Genomic DNA, 12146 nt, shown 5'->3' with positions numbered 1-12146 from the left:
ACTAAAAAATGAACCCCGAAGCATCCGAAAAATCCGCCGTTGACGTAACGGCAAAAAGTGAGCTCATTTATCGTTTAGAAGATAGACCACCGCTACCCCAAGCCTTGTTTGCAGCAGGTCAGCACCTTCTTGCCATGTTTGTTGCCGTGATCACCCCTGCTATGTTGATTTGCCAATCATTAGGGCTGCCAGCTCACGACACACAACGCATTATTAGCATGTCACTGTTTGCTTCTGGTATTGCTTCTTTGATCCAAATTCGCGCTTGGGGGCCTATTGGTTCGGGTCTGTTGTCAATACAAGGCACCAGTTTCAACTTTGTTGCACCTTTAATTATGGGCGGTGTTGCACTCAAACAAGGTGGCGCAGATATTCCCTCCATGATGGCTGCACTATTTGGTACCTTACTGGTTGCAGCGCTGACTGAAGTGGTTCTCTCTCGCTTTTTACATTTAGCACGCCGAGTGATCACCCCATTGGTTTCAGGGGTCGTTGTCATGATCATTGGACTATCACTTATCCAAGTAGGATTAACCTCTATTGGCGGTGGTCATAGCGCAATCGCTGACAATACTTTCGGCTCCCCTGATTATTTGATCTTAGCCGGTATTGTATTAGTCGTTATTATCTTACTCAATCGTCAAAAAAACCCGTATTTACGCGTTGCTTCGTTAGTCATTGCAATGGCGGTTGGTTACCTTGCCGCTTGGTGGATGGATATGTTACCGACCTCACAACCAAGCGATGCAGAGCAATCAATGGTGACAATCCCTGAACCTTTCTATTATGGTTTGTCCTTTGACTGGAATTTGCTGATACCGTTGATGCTAATTTTTATGGTCACTTCTTTAGAAACCATTGGTGATATCACAGCGACCTCTGATGTTTCAGAACAGCCTGTGCGTGGTCCAATCTACATGAAACGCATTAAAGGCGGCGTATTGGCCAATGGGCTGAATTCAATGGTTTCCGCTGTGTTTAACACCTTCCCAAATTCTTGTTTTGGACAAAACAACGGCGTTATTCAGCTTACAGGAGTCGCGAGTCGTTACGTAGGCTACATCGTTGCATTGATGTTAGTTTTACTTGGCTTATTCCCTGCGGTAGCAGGTTTTGTCCAACAAATTCCTGAACCTGTGCTCGGTGGAGCAACAATTGTTATGTTTGGTACTATTGCCGCATCTGGTGTACGCATTGTCTCACGCGAGCCATTAAATCGCCGAGCGATTATGATAATTGCACTATCACTTGCTGTTGGTATGGGGGTTTCACAACAACCTTTAATTTTGCAATTTGCACCTGATTGGCTGAAAACACTGTTTTCTTCTGGTATTGCAGCGGGTGGTTTAACCGCAATTGTACTGAATTTAATTTTTCCTCACGAAAAATAACCTCTTGTTCACCGCCAGAGTTGTATACACATACACTGGCGGTTATTCTGTACTCTACCTTGAAACTGATATATGGAAATGGAGAGGCAGATAAACTATGAGGTGGTTAACCAAGTTCATCACTGCACTTATACTGCTATTATTACTCGTGATTATTATCACTTACGCAGGGTTGCAGACACGCTGGGGCGCATCCTACGCCAGCCAATTTTTAAGTAAATTCACCAATTATGATATTGATGTTGGGATCATGGGTCATGAATTTTCCAACGCTGGTGAATTCATTTTTCAAGATGTCAAACTCACTTCACGCAATCAAGATCTCGCATTAGATGCAAAACAAGTCGTTGTCGAAATCAATTGGCGTAACCTGTTTAGTGGTACTGCAATTCGCCGCTTAGTGATCACACAAGGTAATTTAATTGCCGCAACCTCAGAGTCTCCTACCCCAATTCCTTTAAGTGCCAATATATTACAGTTTGAAAATAGCAGTATTCAATTAAGCCAAGGGACTAACAAAATCCAAGTGTCTGGATTTACAGGCGGCATCACTCCATGGGCTCCAAGCACCAATTATCCATTTGGTCATGGCGATTTCCGTTTTACAACCAAACAATTAAACATCAATGAGTTACCCCTAAAAAATGTCGCAATCACGGGTAAACTACAAGAAAATCTCACCGAGTTTACTGATGCAAATGGTTATTTGAATAATGGTTACATCAAAGGCTCAGGGAAAAAATTAGCTGATGGTTCTATCACGGTTGATTCGTTAGTCATGGACAAAGTAGGTTGGCAAAATAGCATTCCTTTTGCCTCATTAGGCGATGCGATTGATAGCGATCAGCCGATTTCACTCAAAAAAGTCGCACTCACCAATGTTGATCTGCAAGGTAAAGATTGGGCAGTTTCTGGCCTTAACGCTGAAATAGACCACCTTGATTGGGTTAGAGGTAGCTGGAGCACCCCAGAAAGCCATATAAATTTTAGCCTTAATCAATTAGTCATTAATGATCAGCAGCTTGATACGCTGATTGGTGATATCAAGATCCAAGGCGATAACCTAAATATAGAAAAGCTCTCAGGTTATTACTACAAAGGTGTATTTAGCCTGAACGCTATCTGGCAGCGTAATGATAGAACCTTAACTATCAATGAAGGAAAACTTGCCGGTATTTTGTATACCTTACCTGAAACATGGCTAAACTTTTTCAGCCAACCATCACCACAATGGCTATCAGGCTTAACGATCAAACAATTCGCCTTGTCTCAATCTTTATTAATGAATATTGATGCCAGTTTCCCATTTGAATTTACTGCACTTAGCGGCAATATCGAAAACGTCAGTCTCATTAAACAAAAACAATGGGGGGTTTGGAGCGGTAAAGCCTCATTTAATGCAGACAGCGGTACCATCAACCAAGTTATGGTACGCCGGCCTTATATGGATTTACGTCAAAGTGGTCAATCTTCCGCTGCCGCTTCATTAACGGCCAGTACAGATAGCGGAATTGTAAAACTGGGGCTATTAGTGAAGCAATCGCCTCAGAAAACCCCTTTCTTACTACGTGCATCTGGTACTAATATCTCTCTCTCTGCGTTGAATCAGTGGGGCTGGCAGGGTTTCCCACCACTTGTAATTGGCGATTTTGATACCACACTGCAAGGTGATCTATTCGCCCCATCGGTAGAGAAAAGCCTTAACGGTGAGTTAGTCGCAACACCACTACAAGGGAAACAAATGTACCGAACAGTGGTTAACGGAGTCATCACATCGTCAGTGGAAAGTGATGCACCGCCAGTAGAATCGCAGCCTATACCCGAAACGTCACCAACGTATCAGTTACCCACAAGTGAACAGCTACCTGCGCTGATCACCCAGTAAAAAACAGTAGGCCAGTGTAATCACTGGCCTACTGAGGTTGCTAACGAAGCGAAATAAAATCGGGTTATCAGCCGAAAATCAATGAATTGATTTTCCTCGTTTATCTCATAATCCCGAACGATTACCGCCGAAAATACTTTCCTATTAGCTTGCTTTCATTCGTTTTTCAACGGGTAATACCATGTATACGCCGCTAAAAACAGCACCAACCTCATTGTTTGCTCCGCTGACCATCACTTCAAGCTTAACCCTAGCCTTACTCCCTCTGGCAAGGCGATCAAGATCACCGCTCATATGTGACATATCAGCGACAGCTGTTGGTCTGCCACTAACAGGCTTGCTATAACGGACATTTGCATCCACTAAAACAATATCACCACCCAATTGATGCTCCTGCATCAATAGCCAAATCAATCCCCAGCCCGTTAGGGTAGCAAGAGAGAATTGGCTACCTGCGAAAATCGTTTCATGGGGATTTTTATTACCCGCTTCAGGCATCGTGGTAATAAATTTTTGCCCTGTGTATTGTTCAACCCGCACCCCCATTTTTTCGCTCAATGGGATATATTTGTACCAAGCTTGTTGTAGCTCACCACACCAATCAGGGCGATGAAGGATTTGATCGAGTGTTTCTATAGGTTTGATCATTAAATAATGACGCACAGGTGTTTTCAATTCACCCGCAATCAGGCCGCGGCTTTCAAAGCCAATTTTCTTAAAGAAGGGAACCGCTTCTTCACGAACGCTTGAGACAATTCGTTTAACACTTTCTTGGCGTGCGATGGACTCCAAAGCCATTAAAATTAGCTTTCCCAGCCCTTTTCCTTGCATGACAGGATTAACAGCTAAGAAACGAATAGCTCCCTCATTATCTGCATTGATGTATAAACGACCTATTGCTAAGATGCGATTTTTATCATCAACCACCATCTGATGGTGCGCTGTTAAGTCATAACCGTCTTTTTCGGAACCAAGGGGCTGATTAAAGGGTTTACGTAACATCTCCCAGCGAAACTGGTAGTAAGCGTCAAATTCAGCATCGTCTTTAGGTGCGCGCAGATGGTACATCGTCTCCCCCTTTAGTAATCAAATTAGACTTGCAACCAGAAAGTCACTGGCCCGTCATTGGTTAGACTGACTTGCATATCTGCGGCAAATTGTCCGGTTTCAGTGATAACACCTTGTTGACGGCTTTGCTCTACAAAGTATTGATATAGTTGGTCTGCTCGTGTAGGCTCTGCCCCCCCAGAAAAGCTGGGTCTCATCCCTTTTTTGGTATCTGCCGCCAATGTAAATTGGGAAACAACGAGTAAACTGCCACCTGCCTGTTGAACATTCAGGTTCATTTTTCCCTGTTCGTCACTAAAAATTCGATAACCAAGTACTTTTTCACACAACCGTTTCGCTTTTTGTTCGTCGTCGTCTTTTTCAACACCAAGTAGAACTAATAACCCAGAATTGATTTGACCAACCACTTGCTCATCAACAACCACCGCTGCGTGAGTGACTCTCTGTATTAATGCAATCATGGTAACTCTGTCAAAAAATGGAGTAACTTCTTATATTCGCCATCCTTCAAGTTGCAGCGCTTTACGCTGAGGTATGGTGACTACACTCACTCACACCCGTCACACAGTTATCTATGCGCCGGGTGACTCATTGACTTGTCACCTAACTACACCTTGAATTATGTAGAGTATAGGCTGCTGCTCCACGGTGATATGGCGCAATTATTCGACTTCAGCATTGAAGTCATAAGTACGGAAGTATTCAGGTACAGTGTCTTTGTTAACAACATGAATACCTTTAATGCCTAATGCCTCTGCGGCTTGAATATTGGCTTCAACGTCATCAAAGAATATGGCGTCAGCAGCATCAAACTCTTCAGATTCCAAAACATATTTATAAATTTCCGGATCGGGTTTACGCATACCCAAATCTTGAGAGAGATAGAGAAAATCAGAGGAAGCTGCAATTTCAGGATAGTGCTCAGGCCAGTAATCTAGGTGCAGGCGATTGGTATTAGATAGCACTACCACACGATGCCCTTGCTCACGCAGGCGCGCCATAATATCGATGACTTCAGGTCTTACTGCCATAAAGATCGCGTGCCAACCTTCAGCAAACTCTTCAAAACTGAGTGTAATATTCAGCTCTTCACAAAGTAGCTCGGCAAATTCGATATCTGAGATCTTGCCACACTCATGTTGTTGGAAGACATTCCCAAAAGTAAACCGTGATTTGATTTCTTCAGATGGCGTACCGCTCAACTCTGACCATTTATCAAAAACACGATTAAAGTCGATATCAATAATCACATTACCCATATCGAAAATATACAGCATACCGTTTCCTCTTAGTTGTTAACTAAATTCACTTTAATCATTATTCATACAGCTGAACAGCACTAATTACAGATTATGTGTGTTTTTTTATTAATCACTATGTTAGCGCTGCCAATCACAGCAATATAAAACCCAAGAACCTAGCCTGATACGCCCCAACAGGAGATAACGTATGGTCATGTCGTTATACTCATTCAAACGTGGAGCAAGGTAGCTTTTCAATGATAATTTACACGATGAAACGCGAACTGATATTTGACTATCTATTTTCTCTAACCTACTTATTTTACTAAAAAATGAGGACCATTAACCACTGAATCTCGAATAATCAATTCAGAGGTGTAGAGATTATCTTTGGAAAAATAGCCTCCGTCCAACATAGCTATCAAACGGTTTACTACATCATGGATCATCTCGCTAACGGGCTCTTTAACACTGGATAGTGCTGGATTCAAAAATGCGGAAGGCGGGATATTATCAAAGCCAATGATAGAAACATCCTGTGGAACACTTAAACCTGACTGATTTAACTGCTTCATAGCACCAATAGCCATATCGTCATTACTCGCCAGTACCGCGCTAAATTTACATTCAGTCGCGAGCAGTTTTTCAATGGCAGCAGCACCACTAGCAGATGTCCATTTACCGGATACAATCAAATCATCTTGTATCAGAAGCCCTGCATGTTCCAGAGCTTCTTTGTAACCGGACAATCGCTCTATTGCTGTAGGAGAGTCAAGAGCACCACAAATAAAAGCAATGTCATGATGTCCACGGTCAATTAAGTAGCGAGTCGCTGTGTAACTAGAACCTTTGTGGTCACAACAAACGCAATGGCTTTGGTGTTTACGCAACTTACGATTCATCACAATAATGGGTTGTTTATACTGTTCAATAAGCAAATCCATTTCATCCACACTCAAAAAACGTGGATAGATGATCACTGCATCACAACATAAATCGAGCAAAAACTGAACGGCTTCATGTTCCTCACGAGCGCTATGTTTACCATCAACAAGAATGATTTGACGCCCACTGGCTTCGAGTTGCAGTGCGGTTTGTGATAACAACTCACTGAAGTAATTGCCTCTATATAACGTATTTGTCACAACAAGGCCAATATAGCCGGACTTACTGGTTGCTAGATTACGCGCGATTAGATTTGGTCGATAACCAATTTCTTCAATCGCTTGATAAACCAAAATCTTAGTCGCTTCACTTACATAACCTTTCCCTGTCAGTACCCGTGAAACAGTGGCTTTCGACACACCTGCTTTTTTCGCTACTTCCTGCATTGTTGACATAAACAAATACTTCCTATGGCCTCTGCACTTTTAACTATTCTACACATTTTTATCCAACTGACGAAACGAGCTCCATTTTTTAATACAAATCACAAATTGGAAATAAATGAAAAATTTCCATTGCCATATTTAAATTATAAAAACATTATTTGTGGAACCGGTTACCTAAAAGATACAAATCATAATAAGAGCACCTTACTCATGAAAAATAATAATGTAGATATATCCCTACAGATCCTTGAGGCATTAGGGGGATCTAAAAATGTGGTAGCGGTAACTCACTGTATGACTCGTTTACGTTTCGTACTGCTCGAAGATAATGTGGTTGATACCGCAAAGTTAAAACTGATCTCTGGTGTGCTTGGTGTAGTAAAAAGTGAGCGACAATGCCAAGTCATAATCGGAAATACGGTTGCTAAAACCTATGCAGATGTATTAAAGCATTTAGATGAAAATGTTAAATCAGCAGCCGTATCGACCAGAAAAAATAAAATAACCTTGAAAAGCGTTTTTGCCGGAATTTTAGATGCCTTAATCGGCATTATGTCACCACTTATTCCAGCAATAATTGGCGGTTCAATGGTTAAACTACTCGCGATGACACTTGAAATGGCGGGTTGGTTAGACAAGACGTCTTCTACACTGATTATCCTTAATTTAATTGGTGATGGTGCATTTTTCTTCTTGCCTGTAATGGTGGCTGCTTCCGCGGCAAAAAAATTCAATACCAACATGTCGTTAGCAATTGCTATTGCTGGGATTTTAGTCCATCCCTCCTTTATCAGCCTAATGGAAAAGGCCGCTCAGGGGCAATCCGTTGACTTTATGGGAATACATCTCACGCCAATGAAGTATACCTATACGGTTATTCCTGTAATGGTAATGACATGGCTACTTTCCTATATTGAAAGAGGGATCGACCGTATTACACCAGCGGTGACAAAAAACTTCTTAAAACCGATGTTGATCATACTTGTTGCGGCTCCAATAGCGATCCTGCTAATCGGACCAATAGGGATTTGGATTGGTAGTGCCATTTCTTGGTTGATATATACCATACACGGGTATTTGGGCTGGCTAGCGATTGCCATCATGGGAGCTATATGGCCACTCTTAGTGATGACAGGTATGCACCGCGTATTTACCCCTACAATTATTCAAACCATCGCAGAGACGGGGAAAGAAGGCATTGTTATGCCGTCAGAGATTGGTGCCAACCTCTCTCTGGGTGGATGCTCTCTTGCAGTGGCTTTACGTACAAAAAACCCAGCGCTACGTCAAACAGCACTCGCTGCCGCTACGTCAGCAATTGTGGCAGGTATCTCTGAGCCCGCATTATACGGTGTAGTAATACGGCTTAAACGCCCTTTAATCGCATCGCTTATAAGTGGGTTTATCTGTGGTGCAGTCGCTGCTATCGGCGGATTAGCTAGCCATTCAATGGCTTCACCTGGCTTATTTACTAGCGTCCAATTTTTCGACCCGCTCAACCCAATCAGCATTGTTTGGGTTGTTGCCGTCATGATCCTCGCCATTGTGCTCTCATTTGTCATTACGCTTATTCTTGGTTTCAAAGATATTCCTATCGAAGAAGAACATAACGAACAGAGCAGTACAACAGGATCCGCAACACAAATTAATCTAGCGAAATAGTATTAATCAGCTGAGGTAGATATGACAAAGACAGTATTTCCAAAAGGCTTTCTGTGGGGAGGTGCAATAGCGGCTAATCAGGCTGAAGGAGCTTATCTGGAAGAGGGTAAAGGGCTGAGTACCGTGGATGTGATCCCCTATGGTGAAAAACGTCTTAATGTAAAATTAGGTTTAGATACGCGGTTCCAAGTGTATGATGATGAATATTATCCTAGTCATCAAGCAATTGATTTTTATCATCATTATAAAGAAGATATTGCTCTACTCGCTGAAATGGGGTTTACCGTATTTAGGACCTCAATTGCATGGAGCCGTATATTTCCGAAGGGTGATGAAAAAACACCAAATAAACAGGGACTCAAATTTTATCATGACCTGTTTACTGAATGTAAAAAATACAACATTGAACCATTGGTGACTTTATGTCATTTCGATGTACCAATGCATTTGGTTCGTGAATATGGTTCTTGGTACAACCGTAAAATGGTGGAGTTTTTTTGTCATTACGCTCGTACTTGCATCAAGGAATTTAACGGCTTAGTAAAGTATTGGTTAACCTTCAATGAAATCAATATCGTGCTGCATAGCCCATTCTCTGGCGCAGGGCTAGTATTCAAAGAAGGGGAAAATAAAGAGCAGGTGATATACCAAGCTGCACACCATGAGCTGATCGCTAGCGCATTGGTCACTAAAATCGCTCATGAAATAAACCCAGAAAATCAGATTGGTTGCATGCTAGCGGGTGGTAATTTCTATCCATATAGCTGTAAACCCGAGGACGTTTGGGCTGCACTGGAAAAAGATCGTGAAAATCTTTTTTTCATTGATGTTCAAGCACGAGGTGCTTATCCATCCTATGCGAAAAGAATGTTCCGAGAGAAAAATATCGAAATTATTACCGAGCCAGGCGACGATGAGATCCTTAAAAACACCGTAGATTTCGTTTCTTTCAGCTACTATGCTTCACGATGCGCTTCAGCAGAGATGAATAAAAATAATTTGAGTAAAGCTAATCTGGTTGAATCACTTCCAAATCCATACATTTCTACTAGCGAATGGGGCTGGAACATAGACCCACTAGGTCTGCGTATTACCATGAACACCCTATATGACCGCTATCAAAAACCGCTGTTTCTAGTAGAAAATGGGCTTGGAGCAAGAGACTTGATGAATGTTCAGGGTGTAGTTGACGATGATTATCGCATTAATTATTTACGTGCGCATATTAAAGAGATAGCAGAGTCGATTGAAGATGGCATTCCTATAATTGGATATATTTCATGGGGCTGTATTGATCTCGTTTCGGCATCTACTGGTGAAATGAGTAAGCGCTACGGTTTTATCTACGTTGACTTAGATGATAAAGGAAATGGTTCTCGGAAACGTACACCCAAAAAATCATTTCATTGGTATAAGCAGGTAATTGCCAGTAATGGCAGTAGCCTAGAGTAAGCCGCCAAACATGATATGTTTGCCAATAATTTGAAAGCGCCCAATTAGGGCGCTTTCTTAATAAAAACTAATAATAATTAGTCTTCTTTTGAACGACTTGCACGACGGCGATCGTTCTCTGTCAAGTGACGCTTACGCAGACGAATTGACTGTGGTGTAACTTCCACTAATTCATCATCATCAATAAACTCAAGTGCTTGTTCCAGAGTCATTTTGATTGGTGGTGACAAAGTGGTTGCTTCATCAGTACCTGATGCACGCATGTTAGTCAGTTTTTTACCTGTTAAGCAGTTAACTGTCAGGTCATTGGAACGTGAGTGAATACCAATGATTTGGCCTTCATACACTTCAGCACCATGGCCTAAGAACAATTTACCGCGATCTTGCAGGCTGTACAGAGCGTAAGCAACTGCTTTACCTTGACCATTTGAAATCAACACACCGTTTTGACGGCCACCGATTTCACCTGGGCGAACATCGTCATAGTGGCTGAATGTTGAATACAGTAGACCTGTACCTGAAGTCATTGTCATGAATTCAGTACGGAAGCCAATCAAACCACGGCTAGGGATGATATAGTCAAGACGTACGCGGCCTTTACCATCTGGCATCATGTCACGCAGATCACCTTTACGCTCACCCAATGCTTTCATAACGTCGCCTTGGTGCTGCTCTTCAACGTCTAAGGTGACTTGCTCAAATGGCTCTTGTTTACGTCCATCAACCTCACGGTAAATAACTTTAGGACGAGACACTGCCAACTCAAAACCTTCACGACGCATGTTTTCGATCAGAACAGATAAGTGTAGCTCACCACGACCAGAAACACGGAATGCATCAGGATCTTGAGTTTCTTCAACACGTAACGCTACGTTATGAACCAGTTCTTTGTTCAGACGGTCAAGGATCTGACGAGAAGTCACGTATTTACCTTCACGACCACAGAATGGTGAGGTGTTAACGCAATAGAACATGCTAACTGTTGGCTCATCAACTGCTAACGCAGGCAGTGCTTCAACATTACCAACGTTACAAATAGTGTCAGAAATATTCAGTTCACCCAAACCAGTTAGAGCAACAATGTCGCCAGCTTCTGCTTGTTGAGAATCGATACGCTCTAAACCTAAGTGAGTCAGAACTTTACCAATTTTACCGTTGCGAGTTTTACCTTCGCTATCAATCACAGTGACTTGTTGGTTAGGTTTCACAACACCACGTTTAATACGACCAATACCAATAACACCTAAGTAGCTATTGTAATCTAATTGGGAAACTTGCATCTGGAAAGGACCTTCCAGATCGACTTTTGGCGGCTCAACGTGTTCCACAATAGCTTCGTATAGTGGAGTCATGTCTTCTGCCATATCAGTGTGATCAAGACCCGCAATACCGTTTAATGCAGAGGCATAAACGATAGGGAAATCAAGTTGCTCATCCGTCGCACCTAAGTTAACGAATAAGTCGAATACTTGGTCAACAACCCAATCAGGGCGCGCACCAGGGCGGTCAACTTTGTTAATAACAACAATTGGACGCAGACCGTGGTCAAACGCTTTTTGCGTTACGAAGCGAGTTTGCGGCATTGGGCCGTCCATCGCATCAACCACCAGTAAAACACAGTCAACCATAGACATAACGCGCTCAACCTCACCACCGAAATCGGCGTGGCCTGGGGTGTCTACGATATTGATGTGATAACCATTCCATTGGATAGCGGTGTTTTTAGCAAGGATGGTAATACCACGCTCTTTCTCCAAGTCATTGGAGTCCATAACACGCTCATCGACAGTTTCACGTTCACCGAACGTGCCCGATTGCTGCAATAATTTACCAACCAGTGTTGTCTTGCCATGGTCAACGTGAGCGATGATGGCGATATTTCTTAAGTTTTGAATTGACAAGGATTTTTACCGTTTAATTGACAGGAAAGGAATATGCTTTATTAAGCCTATGTTTATTAGGAAGCATACTTTCTACGTTAATTTGCTGTTATTTTACACGTTTTTCCGCACAAGTGGAATAAATGTGAAACTCATCACTGTATAAAAAGTTTTTAACTAAAAAACATTCAGTTGCGTAACAAACGCGGAATATAGCAGAAAATAACTGGTATCAG

The 12146-nt window shown here is 42.2% G+C and carries 9 protein-coding genes; 4 read left to right on the top strand and 5 right to left on the bottom strand.

The window, feature by feature from the left end; all coding sequences use genetic code 11:
- Positions 1 to 8 precede the first annotated feature (8 nt).
- Positions 9 to 1391, top strand: coding sequence for a uracil-xanthine permease family protein (locus JI723_RS01685; protein WP_272580492.1), 1383 nt, complete (start codon positions 9 to 11; stop codon positions 1389 to 1391).
- A 97-nt stretch (positions 1392 to 1488) separates the two neighbouring features.
- Positions 1489 to 3276: an AsmA family protein gene (locus JI723_RS01680; protein ID WP_272580493.1), complete on the top strand. Its 1788-nt coding sequence runs from the start codon at positions 1489 to 1491 to the stop codon at positions 3274 to 3276.
- Positions 3277 to 3420: 144 nt separating this feature from the next.
- Here the strand turns inward: JI723_RS01680 and fabY are convergent, their stop codons facing one another.
- The 4 genes from fabY to JI723_RS01660 all read right to left on the bottom strand — a co-directional run bounded on the left by fabY (position 3421) and on the right by JI723_RS01660 (position 6925).
- Positions 3421 to 4344 carry a fatty acid biosynthesis protein FabY gene (gene fabY, locus JI723_RS01675; protein WP_070929432.1) on the bottom strand — a complete coding sequence of 308 codons (924 nt, stop codon included), beginning with the start codon at positions 4342 to 4344 and terminating at the stop codon, positions 3421 to 3423.
- 23 nt (positions 4345 to 4367) lie between these two features.
- Positions 4368 to 4805 carry a D-aminoacyl-tRNA deacylase gene (gene dtd / locus JI723_RS01670; protein ID WP_070929434.1) on the bottom strand — a complete coding sequence of 146 codons (438 nt, stop codon included), beginning with the start codon at positions 4803 to 4805 and terminating at the stop codon, positions 4368 to 4370.
- A 201-nt stretch (positions 4806 to 5006) separates the two neighbouring features.
- Complete coding sequence (yihX, locus tag JI723_RS01665; protein ID WP_070929436.1) at positions 5007 to 5621, bottom strand: glucose-1-phosphatase; 615 nt, start codon at positions 5619 to 5621, stop codon at positions 5007 to 5009.
- A 281-nt stretch (positions 5622 to 5902) separates the two neighbouring features.
- Complete coding sequence (locus JI723_RS01660; RefSeq protein WP_140179669.1) at positions 5903 to 6925, bottom strand: LacI family DNA-binding transcriptional regulator; 1023 nt, start codon at positions 6923 to 6925, stop codon at positions 5903 to 5905.
- A 201-nt stretch (positions 6926 to 7126) separates the two neighbouring features.
- Between JI723_RS01660 and ascF the strand changes: the two genes are divergently transcribed.
- Both ascF and ascB read left to right on the top strand, forming a co-directional pair.
- A complete protein-coding gene (gene ascF, locus JI723_RS01655) occupies positions 7127 to 8578 on the top strand; it encodes a PTS cellobiose/arbutin/salicin transporter subunit IIBC (RefSeq protein ID WP_272580494.1) in 1452 nt (483 codons plus the stop codon).
- A gap of 21 nt (positions 8579 to 8599) precedes the next feature.
- Positions 8600 to 10030: a 6-phospho-beta-glucosidase gene (ascB, locus tag JI723_RS01650; RefSeq protein ID WP_272580495.1), complete on the top strand. Its 1431-nt coding sequence runs from the start codon at positions 8600 to 8602 to the stop codon at positions 10028 to 10030.
- Positions 10031 to 10107: 77 nt separating this feature from the next.
- On the opposite strand, the gene typA is transcribed toward ascB, so the two are convergent.
- On the bottom strand, positions 10108 to 11931 hold the full coding sequence (gene typA / locus JI723_RS01645; protein ID WP_140179675.1) for a ribosome-dependent GTPase TypA: 1824 nt from the start codon (positions 11929 to 11931) through the stop codon (positions 10108 to 10110).
- Positions 11932 to 12146 lie beyond the last annotated feature (215 nt).

The organism is Providencia manganoxydans (assembly GCF_016618195.1).
Lineage (GTDB): Bacteria > Pseudomonadota > Gammaproteobacteria > Enterobacterales > Enterobacteriaceae > Providencia > Providencia manganoxydans.
The sequence above is the reverse complement of the archived record's forward strand: the minus strand, read 5'-3'. Positions and strand labels throughout refer to the sequence as shown.